This window comes from Sulfitobacter sp. THAF37, assembly GCF_009363555.1.
Lineage (GTDB): Bacteria > Pseudomonadota > Alphaproteobacteria > Rhodobacterales > Rhodobacteraceae > Sulfitobacter.
In genome coordinates, this window is record NZ_CP045372.1 from 1,073,169 (window position 1) to 1,095,310 (window position 22,142).

General features: G+C 59.2%; 23 protein-coding genes. 11 read left to right on the top strand and 12 right to left on the bottom strand.

Features of this window, described 5'->3' with window-relative positions; translation table 11 throughout:
* The first annotated feature begins 104 nt into the window (after nt 1-104).
* Nucleotides 105-2,726 carry a DNA mismatch repair protein MutS gene (gene mutS, locus FIU94_RS05325; RefSeq protein WP_152466954.1) on the top strand — a complete coding sequence of 874 codons (2,622 nt, stop codon included), beginning with the start codon at nt 105-107 and terminating at the stop codon, nt 2,724-2,726.
* Between the two features lie 47 nt (nt 2,727-2,773).
* Here mutS and FIU94_RS05330 read toward each other — a convergent pair whose 3' ends face one another.
* Both FIU94_RS05330 and hrcA read right to left on the bottom strand, forming a co-directional pair.
* Nucleotides 2,774-3,337 carry a nucleotide exchange factor GrpE gene (locus tag FIU94_RS05330; protein ID WP_152464789.1) on the bottom strand — a complete coding sequence of 188 codons (564 nt, stop codon included), beginning with the start codon at nt 3,335-3,337 and terminating at the stop codon, nt 2,774-2,776.
* Between the two features lie 9 nt (nt 3,338-3,346).
* Entirely contained in the window at nt 3,347-4,411 is a 1,065-nt protein-coding gene (gene hrcA / locus FIU94_RS05335; RefSeq protein WP_152464790.1) for a heat-inducible transcriptional repressor HrcA, read from the bottom strand.
* Between the two features lie 96 nt (nt 4,412-4,507).
* Here hrcA and rph point away from each other — a divergent pair, with 96 nt between their 5' ends.
* Genes rph through hemW form a run of 3 tightly spaced genes read left to right on the top strand, consistent with a single transcriptional unit; the run spans nt 4,508 to nt 6,979 of the window.
* Entirely contained in the window at nt 4,508-5,221 is a 714-nt protein-coding gene (rph, locus tag FIU94_RS05340; protein WP_152464791.1) for a ribonuclease PH, read from the top strand.
* Nucleotides 5,218-5,829 carry an RdgB/HAM1 family non-canonical purine NTP pyrophosphatase gene (rdgB, locus tag FIU94_RS05345; protein ID WP_152464792.1) on the top strand — a complete coding sequence of 204 codons (612 nt, stop codon included), beginning with the start codon at nt 5,218-5,220 and terminating at the stop codon, nt 5,827-5,829. The genes rph and rdgB overlap by 4 nt, the downstream gene beginning before the upstream one ends.
* Nucleotides 5,822-6,979, top strand: a complete 1,158-nt coding sequence (gene hemW, locus FIU94_RS05350) for a radical SAM family heme chaperone HemW (protein ID WP_152464793.1) — start codon at nt 5,822-5,824, stop codon at nt 6,977-6,979. The genes rdgB and hemW overlap by 8 nt, the downstream gene beginning before the upstream one ends.
* Here the strand turns inward: hemW and FIU94_RS05355 are convergent.
* The 7 genes from FIU94_RS05355 to FIU94_RS05385 all read right to left on the bottom strand — a co-directional run bounded on the left by FIU94_RS05355 (nt 6,976) and on the right by FIU94_RS05385 (nt 14,326).
* Nucleotides 6,976-7,875 carry a ParB/RepB/Spo0J family partition protein gene (locus FIU94_RS05355; protein ID WP_152464794.1) on the bottom strand — a complete coding sequence of 300 codons (900 nt, stop codon included), beginning with the start codon at nt 7,873-7,875 and terminating at the stop codon, nt 6,976-6,978. The two genes, hemW and FIU94_RS05355, sit on opposite strands and share 4 nt — an antisense overlap.
* Before the next feature lie 9 nt (nt 7,876-7,884).
* Nucleotides 7,885-8,685 (bottom strand): ParA family protein, encoded by an 801-nt coding sequence (locus FIU94_RS05360; protein WP_152464795.1) that lies wholly within the window; start codon nt 8,683-8,685, stop codon nt 7,885-7,887.
* Nucleotides 8,678-9,286: a 16S rRNA (guanine(527)-N(7))-methyltransferase RsmG gene (gene rsmG, locus FIU94_RS05365; protein ID WP_152464796.1), complete on the bottom strand. Its 609-nt coding sequence runs from the start codon at nt 9,284-9,286 to the stop codon at nt 8,678-8,680. Before rsmG ends, FIU94_RS05360 begins: the two co-directional genes overlap by 8 nt.
* On the bottom strand, nt 9,283-11,145 hold the full coding sequence (mnmG, locus tag FIU94_RS05370; protein WP_152464797.1) for a tRNA uridine-5-carboxymethylaminomethyl(34) synthesis enzyme MnmG: 1,863 nt from the start codon (nt 11,143-11,145) through the stop codon (nt 9,283-9,285). The genes rsmG and mnmG overlap by 4 nt, the downstream gene beginning before the upstream one ends.
* A 13-nt stretch (nt 11,146-11,158) precedes the next feature.
* The gene (gene mnmE / locus FIU94_RS05375) at nt 11,159-12,445 is read right to left on the bottom strand and encodes a tRNA uridine-5-carboxymethylaminomethyl(34) synthesis GTPase MnmE (RefSeq protein ID WP_152464798.1); all 1,287 of its coding nucleotides are present in this window, start codon (nt 12,443-12,445) and stop codon (nt 11,159-11,161) included.
* Nucleotides 12,446-12,476: 31 nt separating this feature from the next.
* Nucleotides 12,477-13,748, bottom strand: a complete 1,272-nt coding sequence (rho, locus tag FIU94_RS05380; RefSeq protein WP_152464799.1) for a transcription termination factor Rho — start codon at nt 13,746-13,748, stop codon at nt 12,477-12,479.
* A 128-nt stretch (nt 13,749-13,876) separates the two neighbouring features.
* Nucleotides 13,877-14,326: a CopD family protein gene (locus tag FIU94_RS05385; protein WP_152464800.1), complete on the bottom strand. Its 450-nt coding sequence runs from the start codon at nt 14,324-14,326 to the stop codon at nt 13,877-13,879.
* A 404-nt stretch (nt 14,327-14,730) separates the two neighbouring features.
* Between FIU94_RS05385 and FIU94_RS05390 the strand changes: the two genes are divergently transcribed.
* From FIU94_RS05390 to dnaQ, 4 genes are read left to right on the top strand one after another with little or no spacing between them, the layout of a single operon-like run.
* Nucleotides 14,731-15,330 carry a nucleoside triphosphate pyrophosphatase gene (locus FIU94_RS05390; protein WP_152464801.1) on the top strand — a complete coding sequence of 200 codons (600 nt, stop codon included), beginning with the start codon at nt 14,731-14,733 and terminating at the stop codon, nt 15,328-15,330.
* The gene (locus FIU94_RS05395; RefSeq protein ID WP_152464802.1) at nt 15,327-16,160 is read left to right on the top strand and encodes a shikimate dehydrogenase; all 834 of its coding nucleotides are present in this window, start codon (nt 15,327-15,329) and stop codon (nt 16,158-16,160) included. Before FIU94_RS05390 ends, FIU94_RS05395 begins: the two co-directional genes overlap by 4 nt.
* The gene (coaE, locus tag FIU94_RS05400; RefSeq protein ID WP_152464803.1) at nt 16,160-16,750 is read left to right on the top strand and encodes a dephospho-CoA kinase; all 591 of its coding nucleotides are present in this window, start codon (nt 16,160-16,162) and stop codon (nt 16,748-16,750) included. Before FIU94_RS05395 ends, coaE begins: the two co-directional genes overlap by 1 nt.
* Entirely contained in the window at nt 16,743-17,429 is a 687-nt protein-coding gene (dnaQ, locus tag FIU94_RS05405; RefSeq protein WP_152464804.1) for a DNA polymerase III subunit epsilon, read from the top strand. The genes coaE and dnaQ overlap by 8 nt, the downstream gene beginning before the upstream one ends.
* On the opposite strand, the gene secB is transcribed toward dnaQ, so the two are convergent.
* Nucleotides 17,426-17,911, bottom strand: coding sequence for a protein-export chaperone SecB (gene secB, locus FIU94_RS05410; RefSeq protein WP_152464805.1), 486 nt, complete (start codon nt 17,909-17,911; stop codon nt 17,426-17,428). The genes dnaQ and secB overlap by 4 nt on opposite strands.
* A 73-nt stretch (nt 17,912-17,984) precedes the next feature.
* Complete coding sequence (locus tag FIU94_RS05415; RefSeq protein ID WP_152464806.1) at nt 17,985-18,494, bottom strand: FxsA family protein; 510 nt, start codon at nt 18,492-18,494, stop codon at nt 17,985-17,987.
* 104 nt (nt 18,495-18,598) lie between these two features.
* Between FIU94_RS05415 and FIU94_RS05420 the strand changes: the two genes are divergently transcribed.
* The 3 genes from FIU94_RS05420 (at nt 18,599) to FIU94_RS05430 (ending at nt 20,882) form a co-directional block, all read left to right on the top strand.
* Nucleotides 18,599-19,258 carry a Tim44/TimA family putative adaptor protein gene (locus tag FIU94_RS05420; protein ID WP_152464807.1) on the top strand — a complete coding sequence of 220 codons (660 nt, stop codon included), beginning with the start codon at nt 18,599-18,601 and terminating at the stop codon, nt 19,256-19,258.
* A gap of 80 nt (nt 19,259-19,338) precedes the next feature.
* The gene (locus FIU94_RS05425; protein WP_152466955.1) at nt 19,339-20,292 is read left to right on the top strand and encodes a murein transglycosylase A; all 954 of its coding nucleotides are present in this window, start codon (nt 19,339-19,341) and stop codon (nt 20,290-20,292) included.
* A complete protein-coding gene (locus FIU94_RS05430; RefSeq protein ID WP_152464808.1) occupies nt 20,289-20,882 on the top strand; it encodes a Smr/MutS family protein in 594 nt (197 codons plus the stop codon). The genes FIU94_RS05425 and FIU94_RS05430 overlap by 4 nt, the downstream gene beginning before the upstream one ends.
* Here the strand turns inward: FIU94_RS05430 and FIU94_RS05435 are convergent.
* A complete protein-coding gene (locus tag FIU94_RS05435) occupies nt 20,879-22,096 on the bottom strand; it encodes an MFS transporter (protein ID WP_152464809.1) in 1,218 nt (405 codons plus the stop codon). The two genes, FIU94_RS05430 and FIU94_RS05435, sit on opposite strands and share 4 nt — an antisense overlap.
* Nucleotides 22,097-22,142: the final 46 nt, after the last annotated feature.

Consider the following 22,142-nt stretch of genomic DNA (forward strand, 5'->3'; position numbering starts at 1 on the left):
CGTCTAGCGTGAAGGCCCACACCGGCCCTTTCGCTGTGCGACCTGTTTTTGTACAGACACACAATCAGGGGAGAGTTCCGGTGAGCAGCGAAAAAACAACGCCGATGATGGCGCAATACCTTGAGTTGAAGGCGGATTACGCCGATGCCCTGCTGTTCTACCGCATGGGCGACTTCTACGAGATGTTTTTTGACGACGCCGTCGCCGCCGCAGAGGCGCTGGATATCGCGCTTACAAAGCGCGGCAAACACGGCGGCGACGACATCCCGATGTGCGGCGTGCCCGTTCATGCCGCAGAGGGCTATCTGCTGAACCTGATCCGCAAAGGATTCCGCGTGGCTGTTTGCGAACAGATGGAAAGCCCCGCAGAAGCGAAGAAACGCGGCCATAAATCGGTTGTGAAACGCGACGTGGTACGGCTGGTGACACCCGGCACATTGACCGAGGAAACACTGCTGGAAGCGCGGCGGCACAACTACCTCGCCGCCTTTGCCGAGGTCCGGGACGAGGCTGCGCTGGCCTGGGTCGATATCTCGACTGGATTTTTTCACGTGATGGTCCTGCCCGCGATCCGCCTGGGCCCGGAACTGGCCCGTCTGGCCCCGGCAGAGCTGATCGTGTCCGAAGCGCGAGAACCCGAACACCGCCATCTCGAAGCGGAGTTCGGGGTTGCCCTGACCGGGGTCGCGCGGTCCGCCTTCGACAGCACAAACGCCGAAAAACGCATCTGCGCGCTGTACGAGGTCGGCACGCTGGAAGCCTTTGGCAGCTTCACCCGTGCTGAAATTTCCGCCATGGGCGCATTGATCGACTATCTGGAAATCACGCAGAAAGGAAAACTGCCGCTTCTGCGCCCCCCTCAGAAAGAGAACGAAGCCCGCCATGTTCAGATCGACGCGGCAACGCGGCGCAATCTTGAATTGACGCACGGATTGAACGCTGGCCGCGCCGGTTCCCTGCTGGCCATCATGGACCGGACCTGCACTGCTGGCGGCGCGCGCCTGCTGGAACGCCGCATTTCGAGCCCCTCGCGCGTGTTAGAGACGATTCAGCGTCGTCTGGATGCGGTATCGTTCGGCTATGACGACATGCGTATCAACCGTGAGGTCAGGGATATACTGCGCAAGGTGTCCGATCTGGACCGCGCGCTCTCGCGCCTCTCGCTCGACAGGGGCGGCCCGCGCGACCTTGCTACCATCCGAAACAGTCTCTCCCAGGGCGCGATGCTCTCCCAGACGCTCGGAAAACAGACGCTGCCCCCGCTCCTGGCAGATGCGGTCAGCGGGCTGGACGGCCACGACGATTTGACCGATCTGCTGGATCAGGCCCTGATCGCCGAACCGCCGCTATTGGCGCGCGATGGCGGCTTCATCGCTTCGGGCTACAACGACGATCTCGACGAGGCGCGCAAGCTACGCGACGAAGGGCGCAGCGTGATCGCGGCCATGCAGCAGCAATACGTCTCTGACACCGGGATTTCCTCACTCAAGATCAAGCACAACAACGTGCTGGGCTATTTCATCGAAACGACCGCAACCCACGCGGAACGAATGTTATCGGCACCGCTGTCCGAGAAATTCATTCACCGTCAAACCACCGCCAATCAGGTCAGGTTCACCACTGTTGAGCTGTCGGAACTGGAGACCAAGATCCTCAACGCCGGCAATCACGCGCTGGAGATCGAGAAGCGTCTGTTCGCGGAACTCAGGCAAACGGTGCTGGATCACGCCGCCCGGATCGGTGTCGCCGCGTCCGGATTGGCGGAAATCGACCTGGCATTCGGGCTGGCCGACCTGGCGCAGGCCGAGAACTGGATCAGGCCGACGGTGGACGAAAGCCGCGCCTTCGATATCCGCGGCGGTCGGCACCCCGTGGTCGAACGGGCTTTGCGACAGCTATCCGGCGATCCTTTCGTTGCCAACGACTGCGACCTCAGCATCGACGGAAACGGCGCGCACATCTGGTTGCTGACCGGTCCGAACATGGCCGGTAAATCGACATTCCTACGCCAGAACGCCCTGATCGCCCTGATGGCGCAGATGGGCAGTTTTGTTCCCGCAGACAGCGCACACATTGGCCTGATCAGCCAGCTGTTCAGCCGCGTCGGTGCCTCTGACGACCTGGCGCGCGGGCGCTCCACCTTCATGGTCGAGATGGTGGAAACCGCCGCCATCCTGAACCAGGCCGACGACCGGGCGATGGTGATCCTCGACGAGATTGGCCGCGGTACCGCCACCTACGACGGGCTTTCCATCGCCTGGGCGACGCTGGAATACCTGCATGACGTGAACCGTTGCCGTGCCCTTTTTGCCACCCACTACCACGAGATGACCGCCCTTTCCAACAAGCTGGAGGGTGCGGACAATGCCACGGTCGCCGTGAAGGAATGGGAAGGCACGGTCGTTTTCCTGCATGAGGTCCGAAAGGGCGCGGCGGACCGGTCCTACGGCGTGCAGGTCGCCCAACTTGCCGGGCTGCCGGAAACCGTCATCGCCCGCGCACGGGTTGTGCTTGATGCGCTGGAAAAGGGCGAACGCGAAGGGGGTGCGACGCAAAAGACCCTGATCGACGATTTGCCACTCTTCTCGGTCAGCCCGACACCCGCCCCAAAACCGCAACAGAAATCCGTCGTGGACGAACAGCTCGCCACGATAATCCCGGACGAACTGACACCGCGCGAGGCGCTCGACCTGCTGTACAAATTGAAAGAGGCGGCCAAGAACTGACCGCCTCTTCATTGTTCACTAAATACACGAAAGCAACGATTGCCAGCCTAACCGCCCGTCATGGATGACACGCCGACCTGCGCCGGACGCAACAGGCGATCGTGCAGCATGAAACCTTCGGCAGCGACCTGAATGATGTCGCCCGCCTTGGTCTCCGGCACCGGCGCTTCGAACATGGCCTGATGCAGTTTCGGATCGAACCGGTCGCCGACTTCGGGTGCGATGATCTCGATCCCGTGTTTCTTGAAGACGTTCAGCAGCTCGCGCATCGTCAGTTCGACACCTTCCAGAAGCGGGCCGGAAACCTCTCTCTGTTCGTCCGTGGCGGCTTCAAGTGCGCGTTTCATGTTGTCGTACACCGGCAGCATGTCCCGGGCCAGCTTGGAGCCACCATAATTCTCGGCCTCGCGACGATCCTTGTCGGACCGCTTGCGCGCGTTCTCCGCATCGGCGAGCGCCCGCATGAAGCGATCCTTCAGCTGGTCGCGTTCCGCCCGCAACTGATCCAGTTCCAGCGCCTCGTCGTCGATTTCCGCAATGGTATCCGCGTATTCATCTTCTTCCGCCGCATCAATATCGTCGAGAAAATCATCGTTCTTTGGCTCAGCCATTTTTCCCCTCTAGCTCCGGTCGGAAATCAACTTACCGACCAGTTGCGCAGTGTAGTTTACAATCGGCACAATACGACCGTAGTTCAATCGGGTGGGACCGATCACACCGACGGCCCCGATCACCTTTCGATCAGCGTTCATATAAGGGGAAACGACGAGAGAGGAACCCGAAAGTGAGAAAAGTTTGTTCTCTGAGCCGATAAAAATGCGTACGCCCTCGCCCGCCTGGGCCAGTTCCAGGAATTCGGCGATGTCACGCTTGCGTTCCAGGTCATCGAACAGGGATCGAATACGCGCCAGGTCCTCTTCCTCTGCATCCGTTCCCAGCAAATGCGACCGTCCTCTGACGATCAACCGTTCGGAATTCTCGTCGTCCCCCGTCCACAAGGCCAGCCCGCTCTCCACCAGTTGCTGGGCCAACACGTCTATTTCCTGTCGGCGCGCCGCAATGGTCTGCGCGATGCTCCGTTGCAGTTCGCTCAGCGTCTTGCCCTCCACCAGGGCATTCAGAAAGTTCGCCGCCTCCCGCATGGAACTCGGCGTCTGACCGGGAGGCGGGGCGAACAGACGGTTCTCCACGTGCCCGTCGGAGAACACCAGAACCACGAGCGCGCGATCGTTCGACAGCGAAACGAATTCGATATGTTTGATCGGCGCTTCGTGCTTGGGCGTAAGTACCAGTGAAGCGCCCTGTGTAACGCCGGACAACGCCGACCCCACGCGGTCGAGCAGCCCGCTGACATCCGATGCATTGTCACCAAGCGTGGCGTCGATCTTTTCGCGGTCGGTCTCTGTCGGGTCGCCAAGCTCTATCATGCCGTCCACGAACATCCGCAGCCCCAACTGCGTGGGTATTCGACCGGCGCTGACGTGCGGGGACCCCAGAACGCCCATGTATTCCAGATCCTGCATGACATTCCGAATCGTCGCGGCGCTGACCTTTTCGCTGAAATCGCGGGTCAGCGTGCGGGATCCGACGGGGTCGCCACTGGCAAGATAACCTTCAACGACCCGGCGAAACACCTCGCGGGATCGTTCGTTCATCTCTTTCAGAAGATCCGAAGTCTCGTTCATGCCCCTAATAAAGGTAGGCTTTGGGCAAACGTCAATCGGGGTTGCATCCAGCGGCACCACGACGCTATGCCGAAGGCAGTTCAAAAAGGATGATACATGCGACCCTCTGGCCGGAAACTCGATGAAATGCGCGCTGTCTCTGTTGATGTCGGCTTTACCAAACATGCGGAAGGTTCCGCGCTGATCAAGGTGGGCGATACCCATGTGCTGTGCACCGCCACGATCGAGGATCGGGTGCCGCCTTTCATCAAGGGCTCGGGGCTCGGCTGGGTCACAGCTGAATACGGCATGCTGCCCCGCGCGACGAACACGCGGATGCGCCGCGAATCCGCCACGGGCAAGCAAGGGGGCCGGACAGTCGAAATCCAGCGTCTGATCGGCCGTGCCCTGCGCGCCGGAGTGGACCGTGTCGCGCTGGGCGAACGCCAGATCACCATCGACTGCGATGTGCTTCAGGCCGATGGCGGCACGCGCTGTGCCTCGATCACCGGGGGCTGGATCGCCCTGCGGCTTGCCGTCAACAAACTGATGAAGGCTGGCGATGTCGTCTCCGACCCGCTGGTCGATCCGGTTGCGGCGGTCAGCTGCGGGATCTATGCGGGCCAGCCAGTGCTGGATCTGGATTACCCCGAGGATTCCGAAGCCGGTGTGGACGGCAACTTTATCATCACAGGCTCGGGCAAGCTGATCGAGGTTCAGATGAGCGCCGAAGGATCGACCTATTCCCGTGACCAGATGAACCAGCTTCTGGACCTCGCTGAAAAAGGCGTGTCCGAACTGGTAGCGATCCAGAAATCCGTGACGGCATGACCCGCAAGTTCACAGAGGATCGCATCCTCTTTGCCACGCATAACGCGGGCAAGCTGGAGGAACTGCAACAGCTGTTTGCGCCCCACGGCGTCAGCGTTGTCGGCGCGGCAGAAATGAACCTGCCCGAACCGGAAGAGACCGAAAATACCTTTGTCGGCAATGCCCGCATCAAGGCGCATGCCGCAACCAAAGCCACAGGCATCCCCGCGCTTTCGGACGATTCCGGGATCGAGGTCGAGGCGCTGGACAACGCGCCTGGCGTCTATACCGCCGACTGGGCCGAGACACCCAAGGGTCGCGACTTCATGATGGCGATGCAAAAGACGCAGGATCTGCTTGAAGAGGTACAGGCCCCCCACCCTCGCCGCGCGCGTTTCCGCGCCACAATGGTTCTGGCCTGGCCTGACGGTCATGACGAGGTTTTCGAGGGCAAGGTCAAAGGCACGCTGGTCTGGCCGGTCCGCGGCGCCCTCGGTCACGGCTACGACCCGATGTTTCAGCCGGACGGGCATGAACAGACATTCGCGGAGATGACCGCCGAGCAGAAGAACGCGATCAGTCATCGGGCCGATGTTTTCGCCAAACTGCTCAGCGGCTGCTTTGACTGAAGACTGGCAAAACGGCGGGTTCGGCCTCTACATCCACTGGCCGTTCTGCGAAGCGAAGTGCCCGTACTGTGACTTCAACAGCCATGTAAGCCGCAGCATTGACCAAACCGCCTGGCGGAACGCGTATCTTGCCGAACTGGAACGCGCCGCAGGGGAAACGCAAGGTCGGGTGCTGAATGCCGTTTTCTTCGGCGGCGGAACCCCGAGCCTGATGGCGCCTGAAACGGTGGCCGCTATCATCGCCGCAATTCGGCATCATTGGCCCACCGCGAACGATCTCGAAATCACGCTAGAGGCGAACCCCGGATCGGTCGAAGCCGGACGGTTCGCCGCCTTCCGACAAGCCGGGGTCAATCGCGTCTCGATGGGGATTCAGGCGCTGAACGATCCGGACCTGCGGCGACTTGGCCGTTTGCACAGCGTGTCCGAGGCGCTGACCGCGTTCGACATCGCCCGTAACCAGTTTGAGCGTGTCAGTTTCGATTTGATATATGCCCGACAAGATCAGACATTGGAAGCTTGGCGGAAGGAACTCAATCAGGCACTGTCCCTCGCGATAGATCATCTTTCGCTATACCAGCTGACGATCGAGGGGGGCACCGCGTTTGCTGATCGCTATGCGCGCGGCAAACTCCGTGGGCTGCCAGACGAGGATCTCGGCGCGGACCTGTATGCCCTGACGCAGGATATTTGCGAAGACAGGGGTATGCCGGCCTATGAGGTTTCGAACCATGCCCGTGACGGTGCCCAGTCTCGGCACAACCTGATATATTGGCGCTACGGTGATAATGTCGGCATTGGTCCGGGTGCGCATGGACGCCTGACCATCTCGGGCCGCAAATGGTCGACGGAATGCTATGGACAACCCGATCGCTGGCTGAACGGCGTCCGGGATGGCACCGCCGAGAAACCCCGCGCCGCTCTGTCCCGCGCGGATCAGGCTGCTGAGTTTCTATTGATGGGTCTTCGCCTGAAAGAAGGGATAGACCCGGATCGGTACGCGACGCTGGCTGGCGCGCCGCTCGATCCGGGGACACTTGATCATCTGTCGGACATTGGCATGATCAACGCTACCAGAGATAGAATTACCGTTACAGATCAAGGGTTTATGGTTCTAAATGCGGTAATTGAGGCGCTGTTGTCGGATTAATTTCCACCCAGGATCCGGCAAAGCTCATCCAGCTGGTCGAGCGACTCATACCTCACCGTCAATTGCCCTGATTCCTGACCAGGCTTGTGGTCCAAGCTGACTTTCATGCCCAGAGATGCGGACAGGTCCCCTTCCAACGCTTTGGTGTCGGCGTCTTTCTCCTGTTTGGTTGACCTGGCCGCCGGGGCCTTTGTCGTGTCGCTTCCCTGCTGCTGCTCTTTCTTCACCAGGGCCTCAGTCGCACGAACGGACAGGCCACCTTTTACGATGGCTTGTGCCAGCTTCAATGGATCGGATGCCGGGATCAGTGCCCGCGCATGTCCAGCGCTCAGATCGCCCGACCGCACCATTTCGATAACCCCTTCGGGCAGGCTGAGCAAGCGCAGCAGGTTGGCAATATGGCTACGGCTTTTTCCCAGAGCTTCGGCCATCTTTTCCTGAGTGTGGCCGAATTTATCCATCAATTGTCTGTAGCCTGCCGCCTCTTCAATGGCATTCAGATCGGCGCGCTGGATATTCTCAATGATCGCGACTTCCAGAACTTCCACGTCGGAGAATTGCCGCACAATCACAGGAAGTTCGTGCAGCTGGGCAAGCTGGGCGGCCCGCCAACGACGCTCACCCGCGACGATCTCGAAACTATCGTCGTCTCGCGCCCGCACGATCAAGGGCTGGATGACGCCTTTTTCCTTTATCGACGATGCCAGATCGTCGAGATCGGACTGCGCAAACCGCTTCCTTGGTTGCTCCGGGTTCGGCGAAATCTGCTCGATCGGAACAAACCGTTCCGCGGCCTCGATCCCCTGGGCTGCCACGCGCTCTGTTTCCGTGACATCCGACATCAGGGCAGATAGCCCACGCCCCAACCCACGCTTGCGTTCCTGTTTATCCGACATGCCGTACCCTCATATTGAATTGTTCTTTATCAGCTCTTTCGCCAACGCCCTGTAGGCGGATGCGCCCTTGGACGTGGTATCATAAGACAATACGGGCATCGCAAAACTGGGCGCCTCGCTGACTCGGACGTTCCTGGGAATGACCGTTTCGAACACGAGATCACCCAGATTGCTGCGGGCATCGTTCTCAACCTGTTGGGAGAGGTTATTCCTGCGATCATACATTGTCAGGACGATGCCCTCGATGCGAAGATCCTTGTTTCCACTTTGCCGTACCTCACGGATCGTCAGCATGAGTTGGGACAGACCTTCCAACGCGAAAAACTCGCTTTGCAGCGGCACGAGGATCGAATGGGCCGCAATCATCGCGTTGACCGTCAGAAGGTTCAGTGACGGGGGACAGTCGATCAGGATATAGTCCAGGGCGAATGCATCCATCGCTGTCTGGCGCAGTGCATCATGCAGGAGAAAGCTGCGTTTCTCGTTCGAGATCAACTCAATATCCGCCGAGCTCAGATCGACTGTGGCCGGGACAATGAAAAGGCCGTCGAACGCTGTTCTTTGGACAACATCATCCAGCTCGATGTCTTCGAGCAACAGCTCGTAGGTCGTGTATTCCCGGTCGTTACTTTCAACGCCAAGCCCGGTCGATGCGTTTCCTTGGGGATCAAGATCCACCAACAGAACGCGCTTGCCTTGCTCTACCAGAGCGGCAGCGAGGTTAATGGACGTCGTCGTCTTGCCAACGCCCCCCTTCTGATTGGCTACAGCGATTATTTTCGGCCCTTCGGGACGGGACAAGTCAGACACGCTTAATATCCTTGATCAACAAAACGGCGGCGGCGGCGCTGGTTTTACTTTTAACGGGATCGAGGGAATATGACCATGTTTTGCGGGCCTCTTCATCCTCTTTCCGCCAGTTCTGCCCCTTGGGAAAAACAGCGGTACCGTGGTTGACCAGATGACGTTCTGCAAATGTCAGAAGCGTAGACAGATCAGATAGCGCGCGCGCAGACAAAGCATCCGCATTCAGCGGCGGCACTTTTTCAATACGCTCGGTCAGAACGATCGCGTTCAAATCCAGCTCTCTGATCGCCGTTTTCAAGAATATCCCCTTTCGTTGATCGCTTTCAACCAAAGTGATCTGGCCAGCCGGGTTTTGTTCTTTCGCCAAAATGGCCAAGACAATACCGGGAAGGCCACCACCGCTTCCGAGGTCCGCCCAATGATCAAAGGACGGCACCAGATCGAACAGCTGCGCCGAGTCAAGAATATGCCGTCGCCAAATATCGTCCAAGGTGCTCTTGGATATCAGATTGATTTTCACGGTCCAACGCGCAACGAGCGATGAGAACTGCTCAAGACGTTCCAATGTTTCACGTGAAACATTCAAATCTTCCAATGAACTCATGCCTTCAACCGGCTGCTCAAACGCCGCAACCGCGACAGAAGCAACGTGAGCGCCGCCGGTGTCATACCCTCGATCCTCGAGGCTTGCGCCAGGTTCGACGGTCTTGCGGCGATCAACTTGCTTTTGAGTTCGTTGGAAAGCCCGTCCAGACCGGCATAATCAAAATCATCCGGGATGGCGAAGCCCTCGTCCTTCCGAAGGGTATCAATATCCTTTTGCTGGCGCGCAAGATAGTTCGCGTAAAGCGCATCATATTGCACTTGGCGCTTAAGCGCAGGATCGAGCGCCTCAAGCTCTGGGAACAAGGGTGCGATGTCAGAGAATTCTGTTTTTGGAAAAGACAGGAGCTGTGTTCCCGTCTTGCGGCCGCCATCTTGGCTGGCGGTTATCCCGACCGCTTTGATCTCCTTCGGCGTAAATGACCGCGCGTCCAACATCGACCTCGCACTCTTCAGCGCAGCCAGCTTGCGGTTGAATATCTCGATCCGTTTCTCGGAAATGCAACCGATAGAAATGGCGCGCGGCGTCAGTCGTTGGTCCGCGTTATCCGCCCTGAGCGACAACCTGAATTCCGCCCGCGAGGTAAACATACGGTAGGGTTCCGTTACCCCCATCGTGGTCAAATCATCAATCATCACACCGATATAGCTTTCCGCGCGGCTAAACAGGATTTCCTCTTCTCTTCTGACCAGGCGCACGGCATTCAGGCCCGCGACCAAACCCTGTGCTGCGGCTTCCTCGTAACCCGTGGTCCCGTTGATCTGCCCCGCCAGGAAAAGCCCCCGAACATCCTTCAATTCAAGGGTCGGTTTTAATGACCGCGGATCAACGTAATCGTATTCGATAGCATACCCCGGTTGCAGAATAACCGCGTCTTCCAGTCCCTTTATGGAACGAACGTAAGCCTCCTGAACGTCTTCGGGCAAAGACGTAGAGATGCCATTCGGGTAGACTGTATGATCATCAACGCCTTCCGGCTCCAAGAAGATCTGATGCGAGGTCTTCTCGGCAAACCGAACGACCTTGTCTTCGATAGATGGGCAGTACCTGGGGCCTGTGCCGTCGATCATGCCACCGTACATCGCAGACCGATCCAGATTTCGCCGGATGATCTCGTGGGTGTTTTCATTTGTGTGCGCGATACCGCAGGCGATTTGCGGAGCGGTGGGACGATCCGAAAGAAAGGAAAACAGGACCGGATCATCATCACCCGGCTGCATCTGAAGCTCAGACCAATTGATTGTGCGCCCGTCCAAGCGCGGTGGCGTGCCGGTCTTCAGGCGGCCCATACGTAGCTGGAACTGGTCCAGGCGCTCAGCAAGTTTGACCGAAGGCCGATCCCCCATCCGCCCACCGGAGTAGGATACGTCACCGACATGAATGAGGCCCCGGAGAAATGTCCCGGAAGTAAGAATAACAGCGGCGGCCCCTAGCCTTTCGCCGTTGCCCAGCTCCACTCCGGTCACAGTCTGACCGTCCAGCAGCAAATCAACCACCTCCCCTTCGACGATGTCTAGGCTGGGCTGGTCCTCTGTCATTTTCAGCATGGCTTGCCGATACAGCTTTCTGTCAGCCTGGGTGCGCGGACCTTGCACAGCCGGTCCCTTCCGGCGATTCAGCAACCGGAATTGTATACCGGCCGCATCGGCGGCGCGGCCCATAACCCCGTCCATCGCATCAATTTCGCGGACAAGATGCCCTTTACCCAGTCCGCCAATGGCCGGATTGCAAGACATCACGCCGATATCTTCCCGGCGCATCGTGACCAGCGCGGTTGCGGCACCCATCCGGGCAGCTGCGTGCGCGGCTTCGGTACCAGCATGGCCGCCGCCAATGACAATCACATCAAAATGTTTCACGTGAAACACTCCATCATTTTCCGATGCAGAAGTTCGCAAAAATCTCATCGAGGAAATTCTCAACACCGACGCGACCAATCAGACTTTCCAACGCCTGAATCACCAACCGCAATTCCTCTGCTGCAAAATCATACTGGTCAGGACCGGCAGATGCCATGGCAATTGCGGAAATGAGGGATTCCCGCGCATGCAGTAAGGCTATGCGATGGCGTTCCTGTGTCGCAAGGCCAGCATCCTGTACGCGAACCGACAATATGCTCTGAATATCCCCGATCAATTGCGATACGCCCTCGCCCGTCTTTCCAGATACGGCGCCCGCTTTGTCCTTGCGCATGTCGGCCTTGGGCTTCAGATGAATGTCGCCAGGTTCCGGCGCCACGATCAGGTCCTCGCCCTCTTCCGACAGAAAGATACGAAGATCCGCTGCGCTGCTGCGTTCAACAGCGCGCTGTACGCCGATCTTTTCGATAGAATCCTCTGTTTCCCGCAGGCCCGCGGTATCCAGAAACGTCACCGGCAATCCGCCCAGATCCATGCGCACTTCAATCACATCACGAGTCGTACCCGCGACTTCAGAGGTGATCGCAGCATCCCGTCCCGCAAGCGCATTGAGCAGTGTCGACTTACCCGCATTTGCCGGTCCGATGATTGCAACTTCAAACCCGCTGCGAATGCGCTCTGCCGCGTTTACACCGGCCAGTTCCTCATCGACGCTCTTCAGCACACCGTTCAGAAGCTGTGCAACTTCAGGAGACACATCAACCGGCACGTCCTCGTCGGCAAAGTCGATCGTGACCGTCAGAAGAGAGGCGGCCCGTATCAGATCAGACCGCCATTGCTCCACCCGTTCAGTCAATTTACCGGACAAGCCACGCATCGCCTGCTTGCGCTGCGCCTCGGTCTCGGCCTCGATCAGATCACCTAGACCTTCGATCTGGACGAGGTCCATCCGACCGTTTTCAAGCGCCCGCCGGGAAAATTCACCAGGTTCGGCGAGACGGCATTCCGGAAATTCACCGATGTAGCGCAAGACGGCCCGAAGAACCGCGATGCTCCCATGCAGATGGAATTCGACGACGTCTTCACCTGTAAAGCTATGCGGTCCCTCAAAGCATAGAACCAATGCACGGTCGAGCAGAGCCCCCTCTGCATCGCGCAAGCTCCGAACCGCGGATTGCCGCGGCGCAGGCAGCGATCCTGCCAGGGACCGACCCACCTCAAAGGCCGCCGGACCGGACACGCGCACAACCGCCACGCCGGCCCGCCCCATGACTGTCGCCTGGGCAAAAATCGTGTCCATTTCACGTAACCTGTTGTTATTGTTTAATAACTTAGGTGTTCATCGAGTCGAAGAAGTCAGAGTTCGATTTGGTCTGCTTCAACTTGCCGATCAGGAACTCGATCGCGTCGGTGGTTCCCATCGGGTTCAGAATGCGGCGAAGGACAAAGGTCTTCTGAAGATCGGTTTTTTCGACCAGCAGGTCTTCCTTCCGCGTGCCCGACTTGAGGATGTCGATAGCTGGGAACACCCGCTTGTCCGCGATCTTACGGTCGAGCACGATCTCGGAGTTGCCGGTACCCTTGAACTCTTCAAAGATCACCTCGTCCATCCGGCTGCCGGTGTCGATCAAGGCGGTTGCGATAATGGTCAGCGATCCGCCTTCTTCGATATTCCGCGCGGCACCGAAAAACCGCTTGGGCCGTTGCAGCGCATTCGCATCCACACCACCGGTCAGCACCTTACCCGAGGACGGGACCACCGTGTTGAAGGCGCGGCCGAGGCGCGTGATGGAATCGAGCAGGATGACCACGTCACGCTTGTGTTCGACCAGCCGCTTTGCCTTTTCGATCACCATGTCGGACACCGCCACGTGCCGGGTTGCCGGTTCGTCAAAGGTCGAAGAAACGACTTCACCCTTCACCGACCGCTGCATGTCGGTCACTTCCTCCGGTCGTTCGTCGATCAGAAGAACGATCAGGTAGCACTCAGGGTGGTTCTTTTCGATCGAGTTGGCGATGTTCTGAAGCAGAACCGTCTTGCCGGTCCGTGGCGGCGCGACGATCAGCGACCGCTGCCCCTTGCCGATCGGCGACACCAGGTCGATGATGCGCGCCGACCGGTCCTTGACCGTGGGATCTTCGACTTCCATGGTCAGCCGTTCGTCCGGGTAAAGCGGCGTCAGGTTCTCGAAAGCCACCTTGTGGCGGGCTTTCTCGGGTTCTTCGAAGTTGATCTTGGTCACTTCGGTCAGGGCAAAGTACCGTTCGTTATCGTCCGGCGCCTTGATCAATCCCTCAATGGTGTCCCCGGTTCGCAAAGACCACTGCCGGATCATGTCGGGCGAGACATAGATGTCGTCCGGGCCGGGCAGATAGTTCGCCTCGGGCGAGCGGAGAAAGCCGAAACCGTCTTGCAGCACTTCCAATACACCGTCGCCGGAAATCTCCCATCCCTCGTCCGCGCGTTCCCGCAGGATCTGGAACATCATTTCGCCTTTGCGCATGGTCGAGGCGTTTTCAATTTCCAGTTCCTCGGCCATGGCCAGCAGGTTCTTGGGCGTCTGCGCCTTAAGGTCGGCGAGGTTCAGTGTGTCGGTTGTCATGGAAAATCCCGTGCAGCTGCGACGCATTGCGCGTCGGCCGGTCATCTTTGCAATGTTGAAGCTAGGCAATCACCCCGGACGGGGCGTTGCGACGGATATAGGCGGCAGCGCAGCCCAAGTCAATCGGATCAGAACTTCACGACCACGGATATGACGATCAGGATCATCAGAACAGTCGGCACCTCGTTCATCAGGCGGTAGTGCCGCCCGGTCAGGGAATTGCGACCTTGCCCGAAATCGCGCATGCGCACCACCAGCCATTCGTGAAAACCGGTCATGGCGATGACGCCAGCGGCCTTCGTATATGGCCAGATCGCCGACCAGTCGACGATCCCCGGCGTAAGGACCAGCGCAAGACCGAAAACCCATGTCCCGATCATCGCGGGGCGCATGATCACCGTTGCCAGCTTGTATTCCATCATCGTGAAAATATCGTGGGTGGCCCCGCTCAGACCTGCTTTTTCGGTATGATGAACGAAGAGCCGCGGCAGATAGAACAGCGCCGCCATCCAGGAGATCACAGAGATGATATGGAACGCCTTGATCCAGGGATAGGCGACAGAAAGAAGGTCAGACATGTTCTGCTCCGGTTTCGATGACCTTCTATTAATAATAAAAAAAAGAAGAAAGATGATGTTGTTTGTAGGGCCAGCCAAAACTGTGGATTACGGTGTTTTACCCTGTTTTGTCCCCAACCCGTATCAGGTCCTTCAGCCCTGTGCATAAGATCGGGTCAAGCCGAAAAATTCCGGTCGGAACCAGTGCAAGAACGGCTTTTCGCCCGATATGCCATGTGGATAGCCGGAGGGATAAGACCGTCAAAACTCGATTCCTCCCGGCTGGCGACTTGTTCTTTTGCACGCGTGTACTTCTGTGGCATATCACGGCGAAATTGTCGAAACTCGGAGATAGTTCCAGCGGGGTGTCCCTGCCGGGGAACAGTCCTTAATTACTCCGGAAGGTCCTGCACAGGTTTATCCCCATGTCCCAGCCGATCATTCTAGCGTCCGGATCGTCGATCCGCGCCAAACTGCTTCAACAGGCCGCCGTTCCTCACCGGGTCGAAGTCCCGAGGATCGACGAAGAGATGATCAAGAATGCCCTGATCGCCGAGGGTGCAAAGCCACGCGATATCGCGGACACCCTGGCCGAGATGAAGGCACGCCGGATCAGCGAAAAGAACCCCGAGGCATTGGTCATCGGCTGCGATCAGGTCCTGGATCACCAGGGCATGATGTTGTCGAAGCCGCAGGATGAACAAGACGCGCTTTCCCAGCTTTCTGCGCTGCGCGGCGATCGGCACGCGCTTTTGTCGGCGGCGGTGATTTACGAGAACGCCGAACCGGTCTGGCGCCATGTCGGGCAGGTCCGGTTGCGGATGCGCGATCTCTCGGATGGCTACCTGCAGGACTATGTCGCCCGAAACTGGGACAGCATCCGCCATGCCGTCGGCTGCTACAAGCTGGAGGAAGAAGGCGCACGCCTTTTCACCTCTATCGAAGGGGATTACTTTCACGTTCTGGGTATGCCACTTTTGGAACTGCTGAATTACCTGGCCCTGCGCGGAGACCTTGCCACATGACCTTGTCCAAAATCCCGCTGGCGGGGGTGATCGGATCGCCGATCGCACATTCCAAATCGCCCCAGTTGCAGGCGCATTGGCTCAGAACCTATGGTCTTGCGGGTTACTACATCCCTATGGATGTCGCACCGCAGGATCTGGAGACGGTGATACGCACCTTACCCAGCATGGGCTTTGTCGGCGTTAACGTCACAATTCCCCACAAGGAAGCGGTAATGTCTATCGCGGATCTAGTCACCGACCGGGCTATCCTGATCGGCGCGGCCAACACCTTGATCTTTCGCAAGGACGGTAAGATTCATGCAGACAATACAGATGGTTACGGCTTCATTGAGAACCTGAAAAGCGGTGCGCCGAACTGGAACCCGCGTTCCGGCCCTGCGGCGGTGCTGGGTGCGGGGGGCGCCGCGCGTGCGGTCATTGCCTCGTTGCTGGATGCCGGGGTGCCCGAGATCCTGCTGTCCAACCGAACAAGGGTCAGGTCCGACAAGTTGAAAACCGATTTCGGCAGCAGAATTCGGGTCTATGACTGGGTACAGGCAGGCAACATGCTGGATCATGCGCACCTGGTGGTGAATACGACATCGCTTGGCATGATTGGCAAAAGCGAGATGCGGGTTCCGCTGGACGGGCTCCAACCCGGTACCGTGGTGACGGATCTTGTCTACGCACCGCTCAAGACCCGTCTGCTGGAAACGGCGGAAGAGATGGGGTGCATCACGGTGGATGGTCTGGGCATGTTGTTGCACCAGGCTGTGCCGGGTTTCGAACGCTGGTTCGGCAAACGCCCCGAGGTTGACCGCGCGACCCGCGCGGCGGCGCTGCGCTGATGTTCAAACTGGGTTTGACCGGCTCCATCGGCATGGGGAAGTCCACAACAGCGGGCATGTTCGCGGAAGAAGGCTGCGCCGTTTGGGATGCCGATGCGGCAGTGCATCGGCTATACGATGTGGATGGTGCCGCAGTCATCCCGCTTGGCGCAGCCTTTCCCGAGGCGGTTCGCGGTGCTGCGATTTCACGCGAGGTGTTGAAGCGGATCATCGGGAACGATCCCGGGGCGTTGAAGATAATTGAATCCATCGTGCATCCCTTGGTTGGGGAAGACCGGGCAGATTTCCTGGCGAAAACAACCGCGGACATCGTTGTGCTGGACATCCCGCTGCTGTTTGAAACCGGCGGACAGAAAAGGATGGATGCAACCGTATGCGTCTACGTGGATGACGATACCCAGCGTGACCGCGTGCTGGCGCGGGGCACGATGACGCCCGCACAGTTCGAGGCGATCAAGGCCAAACAGATGCCCGCGGCGGAAAAATGCGGCCTTGCCGACTATGTGATCGAGACCGACACCATTGAACACGCGCGTGAACAGGTGCAGGACGTGGTGAGGACCATTCGGGAGACGTTGAAAAATGCGTGAAATCGTACTTGATACCGAAACCACCGGGTTCGACCCCGAAACCGGCGACCGGATCGTCGAGATCGGCGCGGTCGAACTGATGGGCCACGTCGCGACGGGCCGGACTTATCATCAGTACATCAACCCCGAACGGACCATGCCGGAAGAGGCATTCCAGGTACACGGGCTGGGGGACGAGTTTCTGCGTGACAAACCCAAGTTCGCCGAGATTGGTCAGGCCTTTCTCGACTTCATCGGTGACGCCAAGCTGGTGATCCACAACGCCGCGTTTGACATCAAGTTTCTCAACGCCGAACTCAAATGGATGAACCTGCCGCAAATTCCGTGGGAGCAGGCGATCGACACGCTGGCCATTGCGAAAAAGCGTTTTCCCGGCTCACCCGCCTCTTTGGACGCGTTGTGCCGCCGGTTCAATATCGACAACTCGTCGCGGACCTTGCACGGCGCGTTGCTGGACAGTGAAATTCTGGCCGAAGTCTATCTGGAGCTGATCGGCGGGCGGCAACCGGACTTTGCGCTGTCGGCGCAGCCGGAGCGCCGCGCGGATCAACCCCATGTCGAGTGGAGCCCAAAGCCGCGGCCCCGTCCCCTGCCCTCGCGCCTGTCCGAACAGGAATCCGCCGCCCACGCCGAATTCGTCGGCAAGCTGGGCGACGATGCCCTGTGGCGCCAGCTCTAGGCGTCGGCCTTCGGCGGGTTTTCCGCCTGCTGCCGACGGGCGACCTCGTTGCGATACATTGACATGAAGTCGATGTTTTCAAGGTTGAGAGGCGGGAAACCCCCATCGCGGGTGATGTCGCTGACGACACGGCGCAGGAATGGAAAGATCATGCGGGGGCATTCGATCAGCAGGAACGGGTGGATCTGGTCGTCCGGCACGTTCTCGACATGGAAAATACCGACATAGTCCAGCTCAAGAACGAACAGCGTCTGATCGCCGCCCTTGTTCTTGGACGTCACGTTCAGCTTGATGGACGTCTCGAACTGATGATCCGCCGGACGCTTCTTGGCATCCAGGTTGACCTGCACCTGAACGTCGGGCTGCACATCGGTCGGCGCGCCCTTCTGCGCCATGATGTTCTCGAACGACATGTCGCGGATGAACTGACCCAGCACGCGCATTGTCGGCGCTGTCGGTTGTGTCGGTGCCTCTTCGGCCATTGGATTTTCCTCGCAAATTCCTGTTGCCGAAGGACTTATCAGGTTGAAGGGCTGCCCTCAATGGGTCCCGCGCCTAATGACGCGTCCAGCCAGAGGGTTTGCCAGATGTCGGGCGATCGGCTTCGTCGATTTCGTGATACTCGCCCTCGATCACATCACCACCGCGGGTCTGTCCGCGGCCGCGCTGAGACTGGTACGGATCGGGACCGGGACCGGTCTGGGCGGAAAAGCTCTGGACATTGACGCGCGTGCGAAGGAATTCGAACGCGGCGCGGCGCACACCCGGCACCAGCAGGGAAAATCCGACCGCGTCCGTAAAGAACCCCGGCGTCAGCAGCAGCGCCCCGGCAAACAGGATCATCGCACCGTGGGCCAAAGGCTCCGTCGGGTCCCGCATGTCGGAAAAAGAGCTGCGCAACTGACCCATCGCAAGCGCCCCCTGCGACCGCGCGAGCGACGCGCCCAGAATGGCCGTGACCACCACGATGGCCAGCGTCCAGCCCAGGCCGATGGCACCGCCAATCTGGATGAATAGCGTGATCTCGATCAGCGGGATGGCAAGGAATGCAATCAATAGCCACATGTTCAAGCGTCCTTATCTGGGAGGCAGAGTGGACTCGCCCCGGTCAAGCACCTACATAAGTCCTCAACCAACGTGTTTCCATGTTTCACCCGCAAGAGGTTCCAATGAATTCACCCCTGATACAGCTTCTCGTTTTGGCCGGGATCGCCGTATTTCTGATCCTCCGGCTGAAAAACGTGCTGGGAACACGCGAAGGATTCGAGAAACCGACGGTCGCCGATCACAAGACCGAGCGGCGGACCGGCCCTGCGCTGGAAGTCATCGAGGGCGGGCCGGATCTGGACATCGCGGACCACCTGCCCGAGGACAGCGACGCGGGCAAGGCGCTCGCTCGGATGAAGCGGATCGAACCCTCTTTCGGCGTGAGCGATTTCCTGAGCGGCGCGCGCCATGCCTACGAGATGATCGTCATGGGGTACGAAAAGGGTGAATTGGACCAGATCCAGCCTTTCCTGAGTGAGGAAATCTATGAAAGCTTCGTCGATGGCGTGGCGGCGCGCGAGGATCAGGGTCTGACGATCGAGGCGCATTTCATTGGCGTGCGCGAAACCGAACTGGTCGATGCGACGCTCGACAACGACACAAACGAAGCGGAACTTACGATCCGCTTTGTCGCCGAACTCACCTCGGCGGTTCGCGACTCTGCCGGCGACATCGTCGAGGGCAGTACGAAGGAAATCAAGCGCCAGAAGGACACCTGGGTCTTTGCGCGCATCATGGGCTCGGATGATCCGAATTGGATGCTGGTTTCTACAGACGGCTGATCCATGTGGTCCTTGCATGGGCATGGGCGGGGGTTGCAACAGTGACCCCCGTTTCCGCAAACGATGTCTCGTACACGGTGATGTCATTCGACCAGCTGGACGGTTGGGAAAACGACGACCACGCCGCCGCACTTGAGACCTTTCTCAACACCTGCCGGGACATGGACGAGATCGACTGGAGTGCCGTCTGCCGTTTTGCCCAGACCGACCCCGATCCGCGCCAGTTCTTCGAACTCTTTTTTCGGCCTGTCTTGATCGAAGATGGTCAGGATGCCCTGTTTACAGGGTACTTCGAACCGGAACTTGACGGTGATCTCTATCGTTCCGACCGGTTTCGCTATCCGGTCTACCGGATGCCCGACGAGGCGCTGGCCCAGAACCCCTGGCTGACGCGCCGGGAAATACTGGATGGCGAGGTGTTGTCGGGCCGCGGTCTGGAAATCGCCTGGGTCGATGATCCTGTGGAATTGTTCTTTCTCCAGATCCAGGGGTCGGGGCGCATCCGGCTGCCCGATGGGCGCTACATTCGCGTCGGCTATCGCGGGGCCAATGGCCATCCCTACAAATCCGTCGGCGTGGAACTGGTGCGACGAGGTGTGTATCAACCCCATCAGGTCAGTGCGCAGGTGATCAAGAATTGGGTACGGCGCAATCCGATCGACGGGCAGGAACTGCTCTACCACAACCCATCTTACGTATTCTTTCGGGAAGTCAGTGAAGTCCCGGCAGACAAGGGTCCGCTGGGTGCAATGAACCGCAGCGTCACTGCGATGCGGTCCATCGCGGTCGATCCGTCCCACGTCAAGCTGGGCGCCCCGGTCTGGATCGAAAAGGACGGGGAGAACCCTCTGCGGCGTCTCATGATCGCGCAGGACACCGGGTCGGCCATCAAGGGGGCGCAGCGCGCCGACGTGTTCTTTGGTACCGGTGACAGGGCCGGTCTGGAGGCGGGCAAGCTGCGCGATCCGGGTCGCATGATGGTCCTGATGCCGATCCAGCGCGCCTATGCGCTGCTCCCCGAAAGCGCGATATGAAACGCGCAGCGGGAAAACCACGGCTGAACGACGACGACCTGGAATTGTGGCGCAAGGTCACGGAGCGGACGGAAAAGCTGGACCTGAAATCGCTGTTCACCCCCGAGATCGACACGCCCGCCGCCCCGCCCGACATCAAAAGGGCACGCTCCACGGTCGGGGGCAAACAACCCCCCAAATCGCGCCGCACCACCACGCATGACCTGGCCCCTTCCCTGCCGGAGCAGTTTCGCAGCGCACCGGTACAGATGGACCGAAAATCCTTTACCAGGATGAAGCGCGGCAAGTTGCGGCCCGAGGGTCGGATTGACCTGCATGGGATGACCCTTGACCGGGCACACCCTGCGTTGACAGGGTTCATTCTGTCATCTCATCGCGACGGCAAACGTCTGGTTTTGGTCATCACCGGCAAGGGTAAGGCCCGCGACGATGGTGGGCCGATCCCGGTACGGCATGGCGTCTTGCGCCACCAGGTGCCGCAATGGCTGGCAACGCCGCCGCTGGCCTCGGCCGTGTTGCAGGTGACGCCAGCCCACATAAGTCACGGCGGCGGTGGTGCCTATTACGTCTATCTCAGGCGGCGACGCTAACGGTCGAGCCTGGGAAAGTACCGGACGATCCCATAAGTCGCCATGGCTGCGGCGATCAGGTAGTAGAGCGAGATCGGCAGCATCTGGTCGGGAAAGTCGATCCCGAGGTCGATCAGCAGCCCAGTGATACCCGGGCCAATGGCCGATCCGAACACCATCAGCGCGGCGGCAACCGATTTGATCGAACCGATATGGCGGGTGCCGTAGTATTCTGCCCAGAAAGTCGATGTCGCGGTGCCCTGCATCCCCTGCCCCACACCAAAGATCACCAGCCCCACACCAGCCGCAAAGATCGTATCTGCAAAGGCCAGCACGGCAAAGGACACGGCAAAGGGCAGCATCTGAACAGGAACGACCCGACTGACGCCGAAACGGTCGATGGCCCATCCCGAGACAAAGGTCGTGGCAACCGATGACAGCGTATAGATTGGCATCAGCGCGACAAAAGCGACCAGTTCCCAACCTTTGACCTCGACCAGGTGAACCTGCTGGAAGAACAACGCCGTGCCCCATGCCGCAGGGCCGACAACCAGCGGGATCATCAGGAAGAACAGCCCCGACCGCAGCATCTGCGCCCGCGTCCAGTGTTCTCCGTTCATGCCGGCAACCTGCGCCTCGTCCGCCATGGACTGGGGCGTGCGCTCTTTTCTCAGCAACAGCATGATGACGGGAATTGTCAGCAGGATCAGCCCGGCTGCAAGCATCCACAAGCTGCGCCAGCCTGCCACGGCAAAAAGCCCGACAAAGACAACCGGCAAGATGGCCTGCCCTACGGCAAAGCCCATGGACGCAAGCGACAGCGCCTTGCCGCGAGAGGCCTCGAACCAGCGTACCATCGCCACCGCGCCCAATTGGGACATCATCCCCTGCCCGGTCAGCCGCAGCGCGTAGATGACGAAAATCAACAGCAACCACGACGTGTTGATCGCCATCAGGATACAGGCCCCCGCCAGCGCCAGCATCACCCCGAGCGCCAGCGCCCGAACCCGAAATCTGTCTGTCAGGACACCGGCCCAGATCATCGTGACGGCGGAAAGTGTGGTTCCGACCGTATAGATCCCGCCCCACTGCCCGTCACTGAGCGCGAAGTCGGTCTTTATATCACCCGCGAAGAGCGAGATGAAATAGGTCTGCCCATACGACGAGGTAAAGGTCAGCGAAAAACCCGCCAGCAGAAAAAGCCAGTTGAGGCGCAGAAAACTGAGATAGTTCATGCCCCTTCATCGGCGGGGCATGAAGAAATGAAAAGCCCTAAAACAA

Coding starts and splice junctions, on each gene's coding strand:
- FIU94_RS05420 (WP_152464807.1), top strand. CDS start 18,599: ATGAATTCACCCCTGATACAGCTTCTCGTTTTGGCCGGGATCGCCGTA.
- FIU94_RS05355 (WP_152464794.1), bottom strand. CDS start 7,875: ATGTCGGATAAACAGGAACGCAAGCGTGGGTTGGGGCGTGGGCTATCT.
- dnaQ (WP_152464804.1), top strand. CDS start 16,743: ATGCGTGAAATCGTACTTGATACCGAAACCACCGGGTTCGACCCCGAA.
- mnmE (WP_152464798.1), bottom strand. CDS start 12,445: ATGGACACGATTTTTGCCCAGGCGACAGTCATGGGGCGGGCCGGCGTG.
- rho (WP_152464799.1), bottom strand. CDS start 13,748: ATGACAACCGACACACTGAACCTCGCCGACCTTAAGGCGCAGACGCCC.
- rdgB (WP_152464792.1), top strand. CDS start 5,218: ATGACCCGCAAGTTCACAGAGGATCGCATCCTCTTTGCCACGCATAAC.
- FIU94_RS05395 (WP_152464802.1), top strand. CDS start 15,327: ATGACCTTGTCCAAAATCCCGCTGGCGGGGGTGATCGGATCGCCGATC.
- FIU94_RS05435 (WP_152464809.1), bottom strand. CDS start 22,096: ATGAACTATCTCAGTTTTCTGCGCCTCAACTGGCTTTTTCTGCTGGCG.
- rph (WP_152464791.1), top strand. CDS start 4,508: ATGCGACCCTCTGGCCGGAAACTCGATGAAATGCGCGCTGTCTCTGTT.
- coaE (WP_152464803.1), top strand. CDS start 16,160: ATGTTCAAACTGGGTTTGACCGGCTCCATCGGCATGGGGAAGTCCACA.
- FIU94_RS05415 (WP_152464806.1), bottom strand. CDS start 18,494: ATGTGGCTATTGATTGCATTCCTTGCCATCCCGCTGATCGAGATCACG.
- mutS (WP_152466954.1), top strand. CDS start 105: ATGATGGCGCAATACCTTGAGTTGAAGGCGGATTACGCCGATGCCCTG.
- secB (WP_152464805.1), bottom strand. CDS start 17,911: ATGGCCGAAGAGGCACCGACACAACCGACAGCGCCGACAATGCGCGTG.
- FIU94_RS05390 (WP_152464801.1), top strand. CDS start 14,731: ATGTCCCAGCCGATCATTCTAGCGTCCGGATCGTCGATCCGCGCCAAA.
- FIU94_RS05330 (WP_152464789.1), bottom strand. CDS start 3,337: ATGGCTGAGCCAAAGAACGATGATTTTCTCGACGATATTGATGCGGCG.
- hrcA (WP_152464790.1), bottom strand. CDS start 4,411: ATGAACGAGACTTCGGATCTTCTGAAAGAGATGAACGAACGATCCCGC.
- FIU94_RS05385 (WP_152464800.1), bottom strand. CDS start 14,326: ATGTCTGACCTTCTTTCTGTCGCCTATCCCTGGATCAAGGCGTTCCAT.
- FIU94_RS05430 (WP_152464808.1), top strand. CDS start 20,289: ATGAAACGCGCAGCGGGAAAACCACGGCTGAACGACGACGACCTGGAA.
- FIU94_RS05425 (WP_152466955.1), top strand. CDS start 19,339: ATGTCATTCGACCAGCTGGACGGTTGGGAAAACGACGACCACGCCGCC.
- rsmG (WP_152464796.1), bottom strand. CDS start 9,286: ATGAGTTCATTGGAAGATTTGAATGTTTCACGTGAAACATTGGAACGT.